General features: G+C 65.3%; 15 protein-coding genes and 2 pseudogenes. 9 read left to right on the forward strand and 8 right to left on the reverse strand.

What is annotated here, in order from left to right:
• Positions 1-1,209 precede the first annotated feature (1,209 nt).
• The 9 genes and pseudogenes from C8D87_RS43010 to C8D87_RS43045 all read left to right on the forward strand — a co-directional run bounded on the left by C8D87_RS43010 (position 1,210) and on the right by C8D87_RS43045 (position 12,190).
• Positions 1,210-5,493, forward strand: coding sequence for a hypothetical protein (locus C8D87_RS43010; protein WP_112232275.1), 4,284 nt, complete (start codon positions 1,210-1,212; stop codon positions 5,491-5,493).
• A 329-nt stretch (positions 5,494-5,822) separates the two neighbouring features.
• On the forward strand, positions 5,823-7,601 hold the full coding sequence (locus tag C8D87_RS43015) for a hypothetical protein (RefSeq protein WP_146772080.1): 1,779 nt from the start codon (positions 5,823-5,825) through the stop codon (positions 7,599-7,601).
• A 69-nt stretch (positions 7,602-7,670) separates the two neighbouring features.
• Positions 7,671-8,480: pseudogene (locus C8D87_RS43020) on the forward strand (IS481 family transposase); the annotation flags it as partial.
• A 234-nt stretch (positions 8,481-8,714) separates the two neighbouring features.
• Positions 8,715-9,341 carry an IS110 family transposase gene (locus tag C8D87_RS47285; RefSeq protein ID WP_215732660.1) on the forward strand — a complete coding sequence of 209 codons (627 nt, stop codon included), beginning with the start codon at positions 8,715-8,717 and terminating at the stop codon, positions 9,339-9,341.
• Complete coding sequence (locus C8D87_RS47290) at positions 9,280-9,822, forward strand: transposase (protein ID WP_215732655.1); 543 nt, start codon at positions 9,280-9,282, stop codon at positions 9,820-9,822. Before C8D87_RS47285 ends, C8D87_RS47290 begins: the two co-directional genes overlap by 62 nt.
• A 10-nt stretch (positions 9,823-9,832) precedes the next feature.
• Positions 9,833-10,021, forward strand: a pseudogene (locus tag C8D87_RS43030) (integrase core domain-containing protein); the annotation flags it as partial.
• Positions 10,022-10,044: 23 nt separating this feature from the next.
• Positions 10,045-10,194: a hypothetical protein gene (locus C8D87_RS46575; RefSeq protein WP_170166798.1), complete on the forward strand. Its 150-nt coding sequence runs from the start codon at positions 10,045-10,047 to the stop codon at positions 10,192-10,194.
• Between the two features lie 97 nt (positions 10,195-10,291).
• On the forward strand, positions 10,292-11,128 hold the full coding sequence (locus tag C8D87_RS49020) for a hypothetical protein (RefSeq protein WP_325049770.1): 837 nt from the start codon (positions 10,292-10,294) through the stop codon (positions 11,126-11,128).
• Between the two features lie 303 nt (positions 11,129-11,431).
• Positions 11,432-12,190 carry a hypothetical protein gene (locus C8D87_RS43045; protein ID WP_112232280.1) on the forward strand — a complete coding sequence of 253 codons (759 nt, stop codon included), beginning with the start codon at positions 11,432-11,434 and terminating at the stop codon, positions 12,188-12,190.
• A gap of 501 nt (positions 12,191-12,691) precedes the next feature.
• Here the strand turns inward: C8D87_RS43045 and C8D87_RS43050 are convergent.
• The 8 genes from C8D87_RS43050 to C8D87_RS48380 all read right to left on the reverse strand — a co-directional run bounded on the left by C8D87_RS43050 (position 12,692) and on the right by C8D87_RS48380 (position 19,624).
• The gene (locus C8D87_RS43050; RefSeq protein WP_112232283.1) at positions 12,692-14,095 is read right to left on the reverse strand and encodes a P-loop ATPase, Sll1717 family; all 1,404 of its coding nucleotides are present in this window, start codon (positions 14,093-14,095) and stop codon (positions 12,692-12,694) included.
• Positions 14,092-14,637, reverse strand: coding sequence for a hypothetical protein (locus C8D87_RS43055; RefSeq protein ID WP_146772081.1), 546 nt, complete (start codon positions 14,635-14,637; stop codon positions 14,092-14,094). The genes C8D87_RS43050 and C8D87_RS43055 overlap by 4 nt, the downstream gene beginning before the upstream one ends.
• A gap of 356 nt (positions 14,638-14,993) precedes the next feature.
• On the reverse strand, positions 14,994-16,028 hold the full coding sequence (locus tag C8D87_RS43060) for a tyrosine-type recombinase/integrase (protein ID WP_411711537.1): 1,035 nt from the start codon (positions 16,026-16,028) through the stop codon (positions 14,994-14,996).
• Positions 16,025-16,474 (reverse strand): hypothetical protein, encoded by a 450-nt coding sequence (locus tag C8D87_RS45515; RefSeq protein ID WP_146772082.1) that lies wholly within the window; start codon positions 16,472-16,474, stop codon positions 16,025-16,027. The genes C8D87_RS43060 and C8D87_RS45515 overlap by 4 nt, the downstream gene beginning before the upstream one ends.
• A complete protein-coding gene (locus C8D87_RS43070) occupies positions 16,471-17,508 on the reverse strand; it encodes a DNA cytosine methyltransferase (RefSeq protein ID WP_112232289.1) in 1,038 nt (345 codons plus the stop codon). Before C8D87_RS43070 ends, C8D87_RS45515 begins: the two co-directional genes overlap by 4 nt.
• Complete coding sequence (locus tag C8D87_RS43075; RefSeq protein ID WP_112232291.1) at positions 17,505-18,389, reverse strand: TRM11 family SAM-dependent methyltransferase; 885 nt, start codon at positions 18,387-18,389, stop codon at positions 17,505-17,507. Before C8D87_RS43075 ends, C8D87_RS43070 begins: the two co-directional genes overlap by 4 nt.
• A complete protein-coding gene (locus tag C8D87_RS43080) occupies positions 18,386-18,961 on the reverse strand; it encodes a hypothetical protein (protein ID WP_233442558.1) in 576 nt (191 codons plus the stop codon). The genes C8D87_RS43075 and C8D87_RS43080 overlap by 4 nt, the downstream gene beginning before the upstream one ends.
• A gap of 525 nt (positions 18,962-19,486) precedes the next feature.
• The gene (locus C8D87_RS48380; RefSeq protein WP_233442559.1) at positions 19,487-19,624 is read right to left on the reverse strand and encodes a hypothetical protein; all 138 of its coding nucleotides are present in this window, start codon (positions 19,622-19,624) and stop codon (positions 19,487-19,489) included.
• Between the last annotated feature and the right edge of the window lie 39 nt (positions 19,625-19,663).

Here is a 19,663-nt window from a genome sequence, read left to right on the forward strand (position 1 = left end):
GTTCATCGATCTTGGTCGACGTTGTTCTAGCAGGAACCCTGTTGCCCATCCCAGCAGGTTGACAGCTCCGCCCACTCCCTAACTTCCCGGCATTGCGCCTAGTCGTGCAGAACGCCCCGTCAGTCGTCGAACCTGGCCTGGCGCTGCCGCTACAGTTCGCCACGCCGGTGCCGCTGGCGTTCGACGTGAGTTCGTTCCAGGACAACGGCGACCGCACGGCTCGGATGTCGGCGCACCGCGACAGGAGTTCCACGTGGACAGTCCACCTCATCCTGGTCGACGAGGCGGTCTCGTCCTGCGTCTGGCAGCCGAGAATCCCTAGTGGGGTATCGACGTATCCATGGTGAGCTCGCGCTCTTGGGTGTCGCGATCGCTGCCTCCACTGTGTGGGAGATCCTCAAGAGTGCTGGCGTCGATCCGGCCTCGCGCCGGACGTGTGCGTGCCGAGAACCACGTCCGAGCAGCTCACCACGCAACAACGCGTGGTTGACCGTCGTGCTGAACAGTTCGTCGGCGTGATCGCTGAACAGACGCTGCCAAGCCGACGACGGCGTGACCGGCGAGCTGACCACCATGGCTTCGCCCCGATTGTTGGCGATCTTCACCACTGCGACCGCTGCGTTCTTCGGATCCGCGCCTACGCAGACCCTCAGTGGGCCGTTGATGTCGTCGAGGAAGATGCTGTGGTCCAGCCACTCCGTCGCACTTCGGCGCGTCCGCTCGGGTACCGAAGAACTTGCCCAGTGCGTTGGACGTGGCGCTGATGACGCCTTCGAACCACGACTTGAAGCTGAGGTGGTCCACCGACACCGTGCCTGTGCGCCCTGGCGCCCGGATGAGAGCAGTGTGCGCTGGAAGTCGGCGCGTCAGGCAGCTGCCGCGTGAGGGATCGCGGATGATTGCTCGATGGGTCGTCCACCATTCTTCGCCGTTCACGCGGAACGTCTGTGCCGGGTTCGCCGGCACGAGGACGGTGACGATGTGCCGTTCGAACTTGATAGCGACGGGTTCCTAAGCGGTGACTTCTCCCTCCTCAAAACGGGACAGGAGCCCGTCCCGGGGGCGTTGCTGACTCCGGAAGCGGCGGCGGCGGGAGGAGCACTCGTGCTGCTGGGCGAGCCGGGCGTCGGGAAGAGTTCCGCAATCCGCAGCTTGACGGCCGAACTGCCATGTCTCGATGACGTCCGCGGTGCCGCCCCTATGCACGCAATGCTGTGGGTTGACGGCGCCGACCTGATCGACGCTTCGTTCGACGGCCTGGTGGGCTGCGAGCTCGCCGCTCTTCACAGCACGGACGAGACGTGTCTCCGTCGGCTCACTCTGGTGCTGGACCAGCTCGACGAGAGCCCGATGCTCGACCGGCTGCCCGGCCGGCTCGATCGCGTGCTCCGTAGGGTGGCTCCTGGGACCGTGAGAATTCTGGTGGCGTGCCGCACTGCGGACTTTCGGCAGGTGATGAGGGAGGTACTGGCACGGCACTTCGAGAAGTGCGTGCTGGCCGATCTCGCTCCGCTGTCCCGGGCCGACGCCGTCCTGCTCGCGGGGACGAAAGTCGACGGCGAGGCCCTCGTCGATGCCGCCGTCGCGGTGGGAGCCGGAAGTCTTGCGAGCGTTCCGCTGACACTCGAACTGCTCGTCCGGATGTACGAGCGTGAAGACCAGCTGTTTGGAGACGCTGTAGCACTCTTCAAGCAGGGCATCTGGCAACTGGCGGAGGAACCCGATCCGGACCGTCCCCACAACGTCCACAGCGTGGAACAGCGTCTGGCCATCGCGGGACGCGTCGCCGCCAGGCTCCTGCTGTCGGGGAGACGCAGCGTGTGGCTCGGCAGCGGACTGGAAGCCGGGCAGTCCGACCTAGTCGCCGGCACCGTCGCTGGAGGTGTCGAGCAGACGCTGAGCGGGCCGTTCGACGTTCGCGAGGACGGAGTGCGGGAGACCCTGGGCACCGCGCTCTTCACCGCCCACGGCCAGGGCCGTCTCGGGTTCCGGCATTCGTCTTTGGCCGCCTACCTGGCCGCCGACTACGTGCGCAGGCGGAACCTGCCCCGGCACCAGCTCACAAGCCTCTTCCTCGTGGACGCCGCGGACCAGGACACGGCGAGCATTCCGGTGCCGCTGAGGGAAACCGCTGCCTGGCTGGTGGCGCTCGACCCCTCGAACACCGAGTGGCTGGCGGCCGCGGATCCCGAAAGTCTCATGGCGCACAGCGCGATCGTCAGCTCCGACGCCATTCGTGCACTCGTCGTGCGACGACTTCTCGACCGCGCCGACCAGGTGGAACTGAGCGAGACAGGTTGGCGCCCAGGCCGATGGAGAGTCGGCCACCCTGGGCTTGCCGAGCAACTCAGGCAGGTGCTGGAGCCCACGGTCGCGGAGCCTCCGGAGGGGTGGCTGGAGCTGGCGAGGATTCAGCTGGCGGTGAGGCTGGCGAGGGACTCCGCCGTGTCCGAGCTCGCGGAGACGCTTCTGAAGATCGCCGAGCACCCCGAGTGGGACACCGGTGTCCGGCAACTCGCGGCACGTACCGCGTTGGAGGCACACCCCAACGTCGCGGTGCCACGCCTACGTGCCCTCCTGCAGACACTGCTCGATCCCGCCGGACATCAGGCCGATCAGTACGACGAGTTGGAAGGGCTGCTGCTGCAGATCCTGTGGCCCGATCACCTCGCCATCGACGAACTCCTGCTTCACGTACGCGCACCGAGCCTCGCACGAGTGATCAGCACCTATGTGTTGTTCCTACACGGCTTCGCTGAAAGCGTCGAAGAGACTGACCTGCCCGCCCTGCTCGAGTGGAGCCTCGCGAGGGCCCGAAGGCCCGTACCCGCATCGCATTTCGCACCAGTCTCCTCAGCGGATCCGGCGGAGCACGGCCTGGGCGCCGAACCCGGAGGCAGCGTTCCGCACAGTCCTGTGCCGGACTACGTGGTCGAGGCGGTCGCCGAACGCGCGCTCGGATCGGTGAGCGCATTCAGCTACGTCGACGCGGTGGCTCTCATGTTGTGGCCCCGCTTGAGTCAATACGACCGGGTCGCCATACCCGCGCCGATGGACCTGGTCGCGGCGGACGGGACGGAACTCGATCAGGCTCGGTCGTTGAGGCGTGCGCTGGCACGATCGCTCGTGACGGTCGCGGTCAAGGAGAGCGGCACGAACCCTCCTGACATCTGGGCCGTTGTGGACGGTTGGCAGAGTGTCCCGCGTGTCGTGCCGAAGCGGTATGCAACGGGGGACGGGCGGCACCGCGGACGTCGCACCGCGTTGGTGGATGCTAACGACTTCGAGTGGGCGTTGAACGAGGCCGGCGCTGCACACTCGGCAGGCGAGGAGGACGTCGCTGAAGCGATGGGCCGTCTTGCGGCCTACCTGTTCGACGGCTTCAACAGGAATTCGTTCGAACTCGCCTACGCCCGGCAGGACAGTCCCGCCTGGGAGCACCTCAGATGGATCTACGACGGTGTGCCGCTCGACAGTCCGTACGCGGAAACCCTGCGGCGCGCGGCCAGACACTCTCAACCCAAGGTCTGGGACCAGTCCGCGGAGTTCATTGATGCTCAACGGCAGCGGCTGATCCTTGCGGGGGAAGGGGACTCGCACGCGTTCTGGCAACTCCTGTGGAACCTCCAGTTCGATCCGTTCACCGGCGAAGAGAGGTTCATCGGCTCAGACGACGACGTGCGGAGCTTCACCGGATTCGCCGTGCTCGGGGACGCCGCAGAGAACGCGATTCGGGCCGCGGGGCACCTCTACCTGGCCGCCGAGCACGACCACCGGGACAGCTGGCTAGGGGAGGCGAAGATCAACTATCTGGCTTGGGCCGGATGTATGACACTCGTGCTCCTGCAGCGGACGGATCGGCTGGAGGAGGTCGACCCGGCACGGTGGCACTCGTGGGCTGGGGCACTGCTGAGTCCGTGCACTGGGGCTAACGGCGGCGACAGGCTCGCTCGTCGCAAGCAGCTGCTGCAGCACGCGGCCCGGCATGCGCCCGGCGTCGTCGCAGCAGCGCTGCGGGCTCTCGTCGAGGGCGCACTTGCGCGGGGCGAGCATCCGATCGAACTCAACCACTTCGACGTGCGCCTCGGAGCCGAGATCGCCGACATGACGGCGGCGCTGGTGTCGCGGATCGGCGCGGCGCTCGGACAGGATCCCGACCGGGCTGATGCGATCGCGGCGCTGGCGACGACCCAGGCTCGGGCCATCGCGGTCACCGTGTGGGCCGAATTGGTGGGACAGCTGATCGTGGGAGGCGATGGGAGGGGCGCCGCAGCTGCCAGAGTCGCCATAGGCGGTTCCGGCCCAGGCAAGGGGGTTCAGGATCTCGCCGTCGTCGCAGCCCGAGTCCTGCTCTACCAGGATGCTCAGGAGCACTGGCCGTTCATCGCCGAAGTGGTCGTGCAAAGCGACACGTTCGGTCGTGAGGTCGCGCTCGCGTGTTCCTCGAAGGATGTCCGCGATCAAATCATGAGCCAGCTATCGGAACAGCAGCTCGCGGAAGTCCATCGCTGGCTCTCCGCATTGTTCGACCCTTCGCAGGATCCCGATCAAGTTTCTTCGCGAGAGATCACGCCGGAAGCGAGTGCGAGATCCTGGCGGGACGACACGGTCCGTGCGCTCTGGCAGCGAGCCACCGAGGCGTCGGTGCGGGAACTGCGCCGGCTCGCGGCGGAGGATCCTGCCAACCGCGTCGTCGCGGCGGCGCTGGTCAACGTCCGGCGGCAGGTGCAGGCGACCCGGTGGCTCGGCGGGGCACGGGACGGTGTTCTCGAGATGTTGGCCGACCCGTCCCGCAGGCTCGTGCGGACCACCGCTGAGCTGCTGGACCTGCTGCTCGACACCCTCAAGGACATCGCCGAGGTCCTGCCCGCGCACGGCGAGCTCCTGTGGGACCGGATCCCCGCTCCGCGACGGTCCGCACACCACGCCACCGGGGCGGAAGGCGTCGCGGGTCGCGCCTGCACCAGGACCTCGGAAACCTGGCGACCCAAGCCGGAAGCGGCGCTGTGCTCGTACTTGGCGAACCAGCTCGAGCTGCGCCTCGCGAACAGAGGGCTCGTGATCAACCGCGAGGTTCTCGTCCTGCCCCGTGATGCCTACGGCGCGGGCGACCGTCCAGACATCCTCGTCCAAGCCGACGCCACACGCGGCGACTCCCTGCCGACAGACGGTCCCACTGTCGCGAAGCGACTCTCGGTCGCGATCGAGATCAAGGGCGCCTGGAACCGGGACCTCATGACGTCGCAACGCACCCAGTTGGCCACTCGCTACCTGCCCGCTGCACACACCGACGCCGGGCTCTACGTGGTGGGTGTATTCCCCATCGATCAGTGGACGGCCACAGGGGACACCCGGAAGGCGGCAGCGAAGAAGTTCACGGACGACCGTGTGAACGAGCTGACCGGGCAGGCGTTGGAGCTCCGGCACGAGCTCGGGGTGCGCACCGAGCCGTTCGTGATGATCGTCGAACGTCCTCATCCCGCCGACAGCTGATCAGTGCGCAGCCGACCAGTGCTTCGACGGGAGACCATGCATCTTATGATTTTACGTCTAGTGACTATGCGTCACACTCTGCTTATGCTCTGTCCACCCCAGGAGCGGGGTGCCGAGAGCAGGAGGTGCGCGTGATGCACGGGCATCTGCTGTTATTGGGCTTCGACATGCCCACCAAGGGTTCGCAGGTTGGCTTCTCCTACGCCTGGGTCCTTGAGCGCGAAGTCCAACGGCTGACCTGAGATTCACCCTGGCGTGTAACTCGGTTGGAGACACCGCCTGGGGTTGGTTGACTTGTTCGGTCTCACCGCCTGTGAGGGAGAACGAACGTGAACGCCGCTGAACACGCCGACGCCGCGAACGCGGACCCGCCTGGCCCTAAGCCGATGGAGCCGTACCGGCATGACGCTGCACTTGTGCCTGTTCTGGCGCAGTTGGCCGATGTTGCGTGTCAGGACGCTGCTGACCCGCATGATGCTGGTTGGCGGGTCGATCAGCTAGCGGCGCAGCAGAGCCCTCCGGTGCAGCGCCCTGCGGCGGCGGTGTTGTTTCATACGTTCCTATACAGCCTGTACTGCGAGGAGGTCCCGCAGGCCGGCGCGAAGCTGGAGCCGCTTGAGGGGCCGTCGTACCTGCCGACGTCGTTGCGGGAGTCCACTCAGGACATGCGCGAGCTGTGGTTGGCTCTGACTGATCAGCTCACGCATCCGGTAGCGCGAGCGCGCGTGTTCGACATCGTGTTCACGCTGCGCCTGATGGCTAACAGCCGGGACGCCGCGGAGCGAGCAGCGCGGGCCTACCTTGACGCTGTCGGTGGCAGCCAGCGAGCTCAGGTGCAGGCCAACGGGGTGGTCCGTGCCTGGACACTGGCCCGCTCCGTTGGTTTGGCCACCCTTGAGCAGGAGATCAATGCTGTCATGCTCGGCATGGTCGAGGACCTACTGGACCGCGACGAGCATCCCTACGCCGTGGTCCCCATGCTGTGCGCTCTGATTAGCCCATCGCGTGGGAAGACCGCCGAGGACATCGACCTCAGAGTTGATGCCCTGCTTGACCGGACGCTGCACGCCTACCCGCAGACGCACGTCATCAAGGACGTAGCCGCCGTGGTGCGCAAGCGAGCAGCTGCTGATGCCGCCAGGGTTGAGGACGCTAACCGGGTCCTGATCAACGCGATGATGGCTGAGGCCGACGCTGCCGTTGATCCGCTGGTGATCCGCACCCACCTCGCGGACGCGGCTTCAGAAGCACGCCGGTGGAACATCAAGGACCTCGAGGACGATGCGATAGCCCGTCTGCAGACCGCACCCAAGGTGCAGTGGGAGTCAGTGGAGTTCGGGATGACGGTTCCCGCGCCCCTGTTTGACCTCTACATGCCGGGCTTCGATCAGGCCACGGACTGGCAGGAAGCGTTGAACATCTGGTTCAACACCTCCGCACCCAGCGGGAACCTGCAGACCAACGTTGAAACCACGCGCCAGGTGCTCGATGCGTCGGTGTTCCATCAGATCCTCACCACCATCGTGTTCCGTGACGGTGACCTACCTGCGCGCAAGTTGGCCGACCAAGACGACGTGTTCATGCGGGAGCTGGCTCGTACCGAAGCCCGGCAGATGAACATCTACGGCCTGATCCTGGCCCGTGGCCTGCATGAGATCAGGTTCAGATTTGGCATCCCCACGCAAAACGAGCTAGCCGAATTCCTTGGTAGCACAGGCACACACCTAGAACTGGCCAAGGCGCTAGCGACCGCGATACAGCTGTACTGGGTCGAGCTCTACGACGCCAGCACCCACATGGCCGCCCCCAAGGTCGAACCCGCCGTGCGTGCCGTCCTGCTCAAACTCAACGAACCCATCTACAAAGCCGCCGTCGGTGACACCTCAGGCCAGTTCCCTGGGCTGGGTGTTCTGCTTGACCGCCTCGAGCAGCTAGGACTCAACCACGATTGGCTCCGGTTCTTGCGCACCTTCCTGCTCGCAGATGGCTACAACGTCCGCAACCTGGTAGCGCACGGCTACCTGAACAACATCGGCTACATCAACGCAGCACTAGCTGTGATGCCCAGGGACGTTGTTCCGGTTTGGTCGGGTGACGGCCTGTCGTGAAGACAAGCGAAGGCCTCTGGTTGTGAAGTGGAGCTGTCTAGGAACCGCTTCACATGTCCGGAGGCCTTCGTGTCCCACCCTAACGCGGCACTGACGCCGCGTGCCCGACTACGCCTGGCGCGTCTGATCGTGGAGGAGAACTGGCCGGTCGCGGCGGCCGCGAAGATGTTCATGGTCGCGGAGCGGACCGCACGGAAATGGGCTGCCCGATACCGCGATGAGGGCACGGCAGGGATGGACGACCGCAGTTCGCGGCCACATCACAGCCCGAACCGGACATCCGAGCCGGTGCAGCGGCAGATCGTGGTCCTGCGGTGGCGGCATCGACTGGGCCCGGTCCAGATCGCCGGCCGACTGGGCCTGCCCGCCTCCACCGTGCACGCCGTGCTCGTGCGCTGCCGGATCAACCGCCTGTCCCGCATCGACCGGGTCACCGGTGAACCCCTGCGCCGTTATGAACATCCTCACCCCGGCTCGCTCATCCACGTCGACGTCACCAAGTTCGGCAACATCCCCGACGGTGGCGGACACCGGTTCGTCGGACGGCGGCAAGGCGAGCGCAACAAGCGCGCCACCCCCGGCCTGCCCCGAGGTGAGGACCGCAAACCCCGGACAGGCAAAGCCTTCCTGCACACCGTCATCGACGACCACTCCCGCGTCGCCTACGTCGAAATCCACTCCGACGAGCGCGGTGACACCGCGGCCGCCGTGCTGCGCAGAGCGGTCGCCTGGTTCCGCGAACGCGGAGTCGCCGTCGAACGGGTCCTGTCCGACAACGGCTCCGCCTACCGCTCCATCACCTGGCGCGACGCGTGCATCGAGCTGGGCGTCACACCCAAGCGCACCCGTCCCTACCGGCCACAAACCAACGGCAAGATCTGTGAGTCTGGAGGTGGTGCTGCAGCAGAGCTGGTCTGACTCCGGCCAAGGTATGACCGTGGTGTCCTGCGTTCGATTTGTCGGCCGGCTCTGGTGCGGCACCGTGGTGCGCACCAGCCAGACGGAACTGACCTGATAGGAGCTTGGCCAGAAGCCCCGTCACAGACCTGTCGCTCCGCCCGGCCGGTTCGCTCCGATCCGTCAGAGCAGCCTCACGGAGGGAGCGAGTTCAGCATGACAATCCCGGCTACATGTGTCATCGGTGGTGTCGACACCCACAAGCACACCCACTACGCCGCAGTGATCGATGAGCATGGTCGTTTGCTTGGTCACCAAGAGTTCCCCGCGGCCGACCACGGCTACCGGCAGCTGCTGGAATGGATGCATGGCCACGGGCCCATCGACGCGATCGGAGTGGAGAGCACCGGCTCGTTCGGCGCCACACTGACCAGGTTCCTGACCAAGGCCGGAATCCGGGCGGTCGAAGTGAACCGGCCCAACCGGCTGGCACGACGGATGGACGGCAAGTCCGACCGCCTCGACGCCGAGCAGATCGCTCGAGCAGTGCATGGGCAGACCTCGACCGCGACCCCCAAGGCCAAGTCCGGCAGCGTCGAGGTGATCCGAACTCTGCGGGTCACTCGAGCGAGCGCGGTCAAGTCCCGCACCCAGGCGTTCAACACATTGTGGGGAGTCATGATCGGGGCGCCTTCGCCGCTGCGTGACGACCTGGTCGCGCTCACCAAGCGGACCTTGATCAACCGCTGTCTGCGGCTACGTCCTGAGACCGAGGATTCTGTTGTCACTGGCTGGCGACACCGAGCGGCTGCTCCTCGCTGGGGTCAAGACCGCTCTGCGTGATCTGGCTCGTCGCTGGAAGACCCTCGACGACGAGATCAAGCTCCTCAACAAACAGATCGAGGCGCTCGTGCGGGCAGCCGCTCCGGATCTGGTGAAACTGCACGGAGTCGGCGTCGAGCTCGCCGGACAGTTCCTCGTCACCGCGGGCGACAACGCCGAACGCATTCGCAGTGAAGCGGCCTTCGCCAAACTCTGCGGCGTCGCACCACAACCCGCCAGCAGCGGACGCACCACCGGTCGGCACCGCCTCAGCCGCAGCGGTGACCGCGCCGCAAACAGCGCCCTCTACATCGTCGCCATCGTTCGCATCCGCCACCACCAGCCCACCCGCGACTACGTCCAACGACGCACCGCGGAAGGCCTGAGCAAACGCGAGATCATCCGCTGCCTCAAGCGCTACATCGCCCGAGAGATCTACAGCAACCTCCCGCGCCGCACCGCCCAGCCACAGCCAGACAGCCAACGTCCCGCAGCGGCTTGACGAACATAGGAGCATCGAACGTTTCCATCGGACCCTGGCCGAAGGCTGGGCCTACGCACGCTTCTACGACTCCGAACACCAACGCCGGGCGGCACTACCGGGCTGGCTGCATACCTACAATCACCACCGAGCCCACTCAGCCATCGGAGGCAAGCCACCCATCACCCGGCTGACCAACCTCCCTGGCCATCACAACTAGCGCTGCGCGCAACCGCGTTCCTGGTGCTGTTCGCAGCCAAGGGCGCGGCCGAGCACGACAATGCAGCCTTGAAAGCCGCACTGGCGCTCCCACACGGAACCCAGCCGCGGCGCACCCTGCGGCAGCGCATCATCGCGGCCGTCTGGGCAGCACGCCGCGAACTGATCGAGTAGACCGCAAAGCCTGGTAGCTGTGAGTGCCGAAAAGTACGTCCGTGCAGGTCGCGGGCCTCGGCGCGTGGCTGGCGGTCGTCGGGCATGATCGCGCCCCGTGCTGGTCCGCTTCGCCTACCTTGCCGTCACCCACGCCTTCGCCGCGCTGCGGCTACTGCCACTGACTGACCGTGAGAAGGACGTCGAGATTCTCGCTCTTCTCCACCAACTCACCGCCTTGCAACGCCAACTCGGCGACCGACGCCCACAACTCCGATCTGAGGACAGGGCGTTCCTCGCCGCGCTCCTGACGCCGCTGGCCCGCGCAACTCTGCGCCGACTCCGACTGCTGGTCAGCCCGGACACGGTGCTGCGGTGGCATCGTTACCTGGTGAAGCGTCACCACGCCCAGGCGAGCCGGCGTCGAAGGCGTGGGCGTCCGCGCACCGTGGCATCGGTTCGCCGCCTTGTCCTGCGTCTGGCTGCCGAGAACTCCTCGTGGGGCTATCGGCGCATCCACGGAGAACTCGCCCTCCTCGGTGTCACGGTCGCTCCTTCGACCGTGTGGGAGATCCTCAAAGCTGCTGGCGTCGACCCGGCGCCACACCGAGTGACCGTCACCTGGGCCGAGTTCCTGCGCTCCCAGGCCGAGGTGGTCCTGGCGATGGATTTCGTCGAGACCGTCACAGTGACCGGCGCACTGATTTTCGCGATTGCCATGTGCAGTGACGGCTCAGAGGCAACGGGAATCGGCTGGCTGAGAGGGAGGGCCGCAGGTAGCGCTGGGTGTCGCGGTGAGCAGGGTGGGACGAACAGCGGTAGGGGAGTTGGACATGGTGCTCACCTCGTGCCGTCGGCAGGTGGGTGTGTGACTAGTTGTTCGAGCGTGAGCGGGGGTTCGCCGGTGAGCGTGGCGAGTGCCGTGGCGATTTCGGGGCGTTGTGCGCGGGTGTAGATGCTGGTGCTGTCTTCAGGGTGGTCGTGGTGGCCGGCGTAGGCGCGGGCTATGGCGTGTCCGAAATGGCGTTCGACCCAGGTGAGGGTGGCGTGCCGAAGCTGGTGGGGGTCGGCGTGCTCACCAGATCTCTGCGGTCGCTGCAGTCATCGACGGCCAGCTGCTGCGGAGAGTGTTTGGTGGACTACGGGTCGACGATTAACCTGAATGCGCGGCAGTGTGGTGCTAACGGCGGAACGATTTCTGCGACGTTGCTCGTACGACCGTGTGCGTAGTGCCCTTCTGTCGAAGGAGTGTGGTGTCGTGGCTGAGCGGTATATTCGTGAGATCTACGAGTCGTTGAAGTACTGGGCGACCTGGTTGCCTGGGATCGAGATCGAGATCGGCGACTACGGGCCCATCAATGGTTTCGTCTTCAAACCCGAGGGCAACGTCCGGGACCGCGGCATCAAGGTGGCCACCGAGGACTCATCGGCCATCTCCTCGTTGAGTCACAAGTCGAAGGGGTCTGTTGCCGTAACGTTCCAGGTGGCGGCCGACATGGAACAGAAGGTTCCGGGTGTTCCGACAGGGAAGGCTGGGATTGGCATCACCTTCTCACAGGAGAGTGCCGTGGCGTTCTCCGCGGTCGGTTGCCAGGTATCCAGGGCGAAGGATGTCTCGCTGCTGGAGCGGCAGGTCCTGGACGGCGGGGAGAGTTGGCTTAAGGACGGGTACGTGGTGGTGACCCAGGTCGTCCGGGCGAAATCGGCCACAGTGATGATGTCGACGAGCCGCGACGCGGAGTTCGTCGCCTCTGCCTCGGCTGATCTAACAGCCGGGTTCGTCGACATCGGCAACGCATCCCTGTCTCTGACATCGCGCGTTGAGCGCAACGTGAACACGGCACTCTTCGCGAAGAAAGGCGTCACGCCGTTGTTCAGCGGTATCCGGTTCGACGAACGGTTCTGGTCAGGTTGGACAGGTGTTCCAATGGACTTGGCTTCCGGCGGCGGACAGCCATCCCCGTTTGCTGCATTGACGCCGAAAGCTGCCGAGAGGACGCCGACTACCTTTCGGTGACTTTCGGTAGCCGGCAGGCCTCGTTCGGCGATTCCATCGAACAAACCTCGTGGGTGAGCTGAGCTTCATCACCTTCCTCGAATCGGCTGCACAGCGACACGGAGCTGACCCGCTCGAGTGCGACCTGGGCACGACCGTTGCCTCACCCACGATGACGGCCCGACAAGAACCAGCTGGTCGACTGGTTGTCTGACTTCCTCAGACTTATACCCAGCCTGCACGAGGGCGTCGACCGCAAACCCGACCCGACCCAGGCGCGTGATCCGTTGGAGACGAGTGGCCGTCAACGAGCACGCATTTGTCGGAGGTACCTGGTAGACCACGTCTGCAGCGCGAGCCGCTGCACGATCGTCTGCTCCGAACGACGGGAGAACCAAGTTCGAGACGTCTGATCTTGCGGACTGCGTCTCGCCACGAGGACTGACAATCGATGGTCACAGCAGTGCTTCCCCGGAGGGTGGCGGCTCTGATGATCGGCCGTGGCGGTGGCTCAGATGCCGCTTACGGACCGATGGCCAGGTGGGGCCTAAACGCAGGGTGCACTGAGATGGCCTCTTTGCTCAGAAGGTCCGCAGTCGGAAGGCTGCGGTCTTCGATGGCGTGGATTCGCCCCTGCGGTGATTCATAGCCGATGACGCCGATCTCGTACATGATCGTGGCTAACCGCTCCCGCGTGGCGGTGGAGTACCATCTCAGATGTCGGAACTGCTCGTCGACCGACGGTACTAGGAGCGCGCGAGAGTCCATCAATTGCGCGAGGTCAGCACCCGTCATGGTGGCCGCGACACCTTGGAAGACCTTTTCTACGAACTGGCTGATGTTCGGGTACGTGTCGCCGTAGTCGGCATTGAGATTGTAGACCTTATCCTGTGCGAAATCGCCCAGGCATGCTGCAAGGTGCTGCTGGCCGATGCGCTCTCTGCCTGCCCGTGCCGCAGCTAGATTGCATAGGGTGATCATGTCGCGAGGTCCGCTTACGCAGTACTGCGTGCAGTACCGCATGAAGATTTCCGGGTCGCCAGTCCATGTGAACTTTCTTGCCCAGAGCGACGATACGTCGAGATCACCTGGTCCGATGTCGATCCCCTCTCTGTACGCGATCCGGCGTGCGACCAGCTCGATCAGTGCCTGATGATCCCAAGATAGGAATCCAATTGCGTGCCGAACACGGTCGTACTCTCGCTGGTTCTCATACCAGGACCTCCAGAGGCCGTGCTTGACGAATAGCAACACGTGAACGCGATCCTTGCCGCGTGTATTGATATCTGAGACGGCCCGGACGACGCCTTCAAGAAAGAGGGGGTTCTCGATGGTCCCGGGGAAGACGTCCTCGACGTCATCGATCATGATCGCGCCACGTTTGGACTCGAGGGCGGCGAGCACATCTGCCATTAGTTTTTCGATGGCGACTTGCACCAGGTTGCCCTCTTCTCGCTTCAGAAGGTCAGCGAGCCGCAGGTTGATGCCCGCGATACTCACGTCCATAGCGCCGGTCACCCTCCTGAGTGTCGCCGTCGAGGCGTCCAGCGCGGCCTTCAGTTTGCGAGCGGTCGCGTTGCCTGCGGGTGCGGACTCGCTGATTCGGTGCGCGAATTCTCGCAGGAGGACAGTGGCGATCGCGTTCTTCGTTCGACCTGAAGACTCCTTGACGGTAGCGGCGTTCAGGCCGAGGTATGCGTGGTCGGCATCTAGGTTCAGGGTGGCGATCTGGTCGGTGGTCGCGAGGTACCTGCGCAGGTCAGTTTTTCCGCTTCCCTTGACTCCTACGATGACCTGCACCCCGGAGGCTGCTGTCCGCCACTTCAGGCGATCTTCGATAGAGCGGAAGACGTGATGCGCTGTCAATGTGGTCGTCGAGGCGGTGGCGGCATCCGCCTCGCCGAAGTAGGTATCGGGCGAGATCATCGTTTCGCTCCGGACGCCTCGCTGTAGTGGACGCGCACGATGCGATCGATGCCTCCGGCCTTGGAGTACAGATAGAGTAGTCGACGGAACTGATCGAGGCTAATCTGTATTGACTTGTTCTTCGCCTTGAGGCGACCATGGATTGTCTTGGCATCAGGTACTGCAGGACGATGGATGCTGCGGATCGTGTCGAGGACCTTCTCGATGGGCGCTTCGCCCTGCTCCAGCAGTGACCGGACCGACGATTTGATCAGGAGATCGAAAACGGCCTGATCGTGCGCGGCGCGCGCACCCTCGCGACTCGTGGACACTTCTCCGTCGTGTGCGATGATGATCAATTTCAAGTCGAACAGGAACGCAATCAGCCGGCCGAGCGTCCTCGCCGACATGTAATGATCATCTGAAGAACCATCACCACGGATCTTCATCTCGACTGGTCTTGCCTGGCGGATTGCTTCGATGACATCGGCCGGGCTCGACCACACCCTGCGTTCATCTATGAGTCGCACGACGTAGTGGATACGCGTGTAGTTGTTGGCCATCGGTCCCCCAGCGGGTGATCGGGAAGACGCGGCGAGCGGACTCCATTAGGCGTGTGCCGTGGAGGTCGGGTGGAAACGCCATGTTGTTACAGGCTGTTACCGTTCTGAGATCTCTTGTGCGCGCGTGACACCGCCGCTCGCTCCCTCGATGTTCTTGACATGCACCTCGAAACTGGGCATCGCTGGCTGACCTGGGCTGTTACGGGTACTACTGGCCAGCTGGGCGACTTGGCAACGCTGTAGGCGTCGTGCTGGTCGCCGAGAAAGAAGTCACCGATGAGCAGTGCGGCGGGGAGACGAGTGCCCGGCCAGGCCCAGGAACAGCACCGGGACGTGTTCGACATCTGTCCAATGGTTCAGTTGGTGCCGACTGGAGGTCCCGGACGGATGGCGACTGCCAGAGGATGCTCTTCGTTCGTGAGCGCGGCGAGCGCAGTGGCTACCTCTTCGACGGTGGCGCGGACGTAGGTCGTCGTGGTGCCGGCGTCACTCTTGCCGAAGTGTCCAGCGAACGCCCGCGCGACGGCGTAGCCGAAGTGCCGCTCGACCCAGGTGAGCGTGGTGTAGCGGATCCAGTGGGTGCTCACCTGTTGTGTGGCGACCCAGGGCAGGTGTTTGCCCAGCCGTCGCCACAGGTAGTCGTATCGACGCCTGGTGATCGGGTCGCCGTTGCGATAGCGCAGAAGTTGCTCGTTGCCGACGGCGCCGCGTTCTTTGCCGAGAACAAGGAGGTGATTCATCATCGTCGGTGATACCGGTTGCCAGCGCAGGGTCCCGCCCTTTTCGAAGAGTCTGACCAGACATTGCTCGGCGTCCAGGTCGCAGTGCCGGAGCGCGAGCGCGCCGCCGCGACGTGCGGCGGTTTCGGTGTGGAAGCGGAGCAGGACGAGGTCGAGCTCGGGGTCGTTGCCGGTTGAGCCGGCGATCTCGTTGATCTCGCGGAGCCGGTTGTCGGGAAGCGCCCGGCGAGTGGTCGCGAGGCGACGTGGTTTGGGGACGCGGCGCGCTGGGTTGTCGCTTTCGGACATGAGGCGGTCTGCGGCCGCGTGCTGGTAGAGGCAGCGTGCCGCGGCGATGAGATGTTCGGCGGCACTGCGCCCGCCTCGGGAGTTCCTGCGGACGATGGCGTTCGTCTTGGTCTGTTCGGCGAGCTGCTTGATCTCGAGTGGTGTCGGCTCGTTGAGCGGTCGGTCACCCCATTCGTCGACGATGCGGTTCCAGTACGGCTCGTAGACGCGCGAGGTGCCAGCGGGTACCGCCTTGGCGACGCGCTCGACGTACTCGCGGATGTTCGGCATCGAGGTCGGCGCCGGTTGGTCGAGCAGCTGTTCCGGCCTGACCCCGAGGCGACTGAGCAGGAGCCGCACCGCCTCGAGGTCAATGTCGCTCACGACGCCTCTCCGCGGGCGTGCGCGACGAGTGCCTGGTCGAGCACCGACGTCGTGCAGACGATAAGGAGATCGTGGGCGGCAGACGTTGCGAGCAGGAGGCCGTCGCCCGCACGCAGCTGACACAGGTGCCGGATCGCGGCCGGTATCCGGACGTGGCCGAGCTTCGTCACCATCGCGGTGCCGGCAGAACGACTGAGCACGATGACTTGGCCGTCGAGCACGGTCGGCTTCAACGACGTGCCCGGCCGCCAGTTCAGGAGCCGGATCAACGACCTGTCGCCGAGACGACCTCGATCGTCGATGGTCGTGAACGCGTAGCGCGAGGAACTCCGTTGAACTCGCTCGGGAGGACGGGGTACCGGAAGTCCCGCAATTCGAGGTGAACGCATCTCGCGGCCGGCGGGGTTGGCCGTCAGCTTCTCGGCTATAGCGTCGACAAGGTTCATGCCGCACGTCCTGCTGTCGACACGTGCACGACCTGGCGGAAGTCATCAAGCAGCATTGAGACGGCGAGGGCAGCTTGGTGCGGGACCACTCCGTTCCCGAGGATTCGCAGGTGGTTGACCCGGAGCAGTGGAACCTCGGTGAGCCACCCTGCCGGAAGGCCCATGAGGTGCTCGACGAACGCCGGCGACAGCACCGGACCGCCGTGTGTGCCGGGCACGGTCGGGTGCGGAGTGGCCCGGCCTGTGACGTTCTCCCACCGGGTTACGACTTCGGAGAACGCGCGCCAGTTCGTGCGCGAGCGAGGCGGGGTGCTGGACGAGTTGCCCTGGACGACCGCGTTGACTTGGGCCTGGAGCCACGTGCTGTTCGCCGGCCCGTGGCAAGCGTCGCGTTGACGACGTCGTGCAGACTCACCTGGCGGCCGAGGGCACGGCGTCGAGCGGGATCGGCGGGCCCGCGGTTGTCGCCGTCGCGAGCTTGTGGTGTTGGAAACAGCGGGCCACGCGAGCAGGAACACGCGTTCGCGGCGGTGTGGCGCGCCGACGTCGGAGGCGCGAACGCTGCGCCAGATCGCGTCATACCGTGCTGCGGCCAGGTCTCCGAGAACGCGGTGGAGTCCGCCGTTCCTCCAGCGGAGTGCGGCGACGTTTTCCACGATGACGAACTGCGGTCGTAGTACGCGAATGCACGCCACGACGTCGATCCACACTCCACTGCGCGTTCCCTTCTGGATGCCCTTGCGTTGTCCAGCGGCGGATATTTCCTGGCAGGGGAACCCGACGGTGAGCACGTCGACCGGGTCGACCGCGGTCCAGTCGACGAGGCGAAGGTCGCCGAGGTTCGGCACGCCCGGCATGCGGGCGGCAAGGACCTCTTGAACCTGTGGGTCGAAGTCGGAGCACCACGCGATGTGACCACCGCCGAAGGCGGCGAGCACGCCGAGGTCCAAGCCGCCGTAGCCAGTGCAGAGCGAACCCAGCACCGGCCCTGCGCTGGACCTGACGGACAGGTCGGGTGCAGTGCGCGTGCTCATGCGGCACGCGCTTTAACGGCCGCTGAGCGGGACGGACGAAGTGGTGTGCGGAAGACGAGCACGTCTTCGTGCGCGATCAGGTGGAGGGGTAGACCCGCCTCTCGCTGCTTGCGGAGGAAGTCGCGTTGGAAGAACGAACCGCGCGCGACGAAGTCCTGTTCGGCCACCCGTGCGAGCAGGGCAACGCACCGCTCCACCGGGATGAGGCCGGCGTTGCGTCCACACGTGAGGATCTGCGAGGGCAGGTCGATGAGCTCGGCGTGTTCGCGCCAAGGTCGGACCGTGATGGCGATGTGCCCGCCTGGGCGCATGAACTCGGCGACCGCAGTGAGAATGCGGGTGAAGCCGCTGAGCAGACGGTGATGCCCGATGTTGGCCAGGTTGCCGCGGTCGAGCGTGCTGCCGTACTGGTGGAAGTACTTCTGAATGCCTTCACCCGGCGCCACCGCGACTCGGCCGTGCGTGGACGGGCCGTAGGGCGGTGAGGTCACGACGAGCGCGCCTTGACCGCGCAGATCGGCGGGCAGCAACGTGGACAGCTGACGGGCATCGCCGTGGAAGACCTGGCCGTCGCGGTCGAAGCCTTGCTCGGCCGCGAGAGCGAGGTTGTTGTTGGCGACGGTGACCCAGTGCGGTTCGTACTCGACTCCCACGGCGCGCCGTCCAAGGTGGACGGCCTCTACGAGCGTGGTGCCGATGCCGCACATCGGGTCCAGCACGACGTCGCCCGGCTTTGTGTAGTGCGCGATGGCGTAACGCGCGACGTCGGGCAACATCTTCGCGGGATGGGCGGTCGACTCGCGGGTGTAGCGGTTCCTGCGCTGGGTCGAAGGCGAGGTCTGAGCCGTCGCCCACACCGACACCGGGAGTTCGCTGTTCATCGGATGACCCCCGTTTCGATGACTGCTCGGGCGGGTGCGAGCGATCGAGCGGCGTGGTCGTGCGGCTGCACGAACACCAGCACGTCCGAGTGGATACGCAGGTGGGGCGCGGGAAGGCGGTGCACTGAGGCGCGGTGTTGTGCGCGACTGACCTTCTGGGTGCCGTCGACGTGGAACCGGCCGCAGTGGATCGGGACGTGCACGGCGACGATGTGCTGGAGGTAGAGCAGATCGGCGTATTGGGCGCTGGTGACGAGCTGACCGGTGGGGTCTGTCAGTTCGCCGCCCGCCGCGTCGTTGTGAGTCAGCGCTACGAAGATGCCGCCAACCCGGAGAAGACGAGCCGCGGCCAGTGCGACCCGGTCGGCCACCTCGGCGACGGTCTGGTGAGGCGGCGCGCTGGTCACGACCAAGTCGGCGGACGCGGTCGGCTCCAGCTCCACATCGGACTGCGAGTTCGCCCGGCGGCCGAGATTGTTCGTGACGTCGATCGCTGCTGCGGTGGAGCTTGAGCTGGTCGGCCAGGGAAGGACGACGACTCGGTCGCGCGGACGGCTGAAGGCGCGGATCACCTTCTCGACGAGGTGTACCGGCCAGTCCTCATCGAGCGGAACCTGCGTAGGACCGCAAGCCCACACGGTCGCCGGCGTCGGACTGGTCGTAGGTGACGGCGAGCGCCTCGCCGGCCGGGCTGGGCTCACCCTGCTGATGTTGGGTGCCGTCGGGTAGGGCCTGCGGTTGTCGTCAACGCGGGCGGTGCGCGGTGCTGACGGCGGCCGTGTTCGAGGACGGCGAGCCGTCCCACCGGTGTTGGGTGAATCGTCTCGACGAGTCACGGACCCTCCAGATCGGGGATGTCACCTGATCGGCATGCGGTGATTGACACCCCTGAACTCCGAATGCAGATCCTGTTCGGGACGCGCGAATTCGAGCCGGTCTTGAGGCGGCCTGGACGGCAGTGACTGATCGGGTACCGGACAGGTACCGAGGCACTAATCTGCTGGTAGCGGACGTGGGAGCCACGATGAGCGCACTCGACCGCCGTGGCTGCTGTGGCAGTCCTGAATGCAGTTGGTAAGAGTCACGTCATTGTCGGGTCAGTGTTTGGTGATGGTCGGCGTGGCGTCCTGACGGAGCTGGATTTCCGCTTCGTCAGGAGTTCCGATGCTTCCCAGAAATTGCCCTGGCATCACTGCCGACTCGATGCCGCTCGACGTCGTGCGCTCTGCCTTCACTTGGCTCACCACCGGCCCTCATCCGGTGTCCGTCGACGG

Origin of the sequence: Lentzea atacamensis, from assembly GCF_003269295.1 — a bacterium.
In the GTDB taxonomy this organism is placed as follows: domain Bacteria; phylum Actinomycetota; class Actinomycetes; order Mycobacteriales; family Pseudonocardiaceae; genus Lentzea; species Lentzea atacamensis.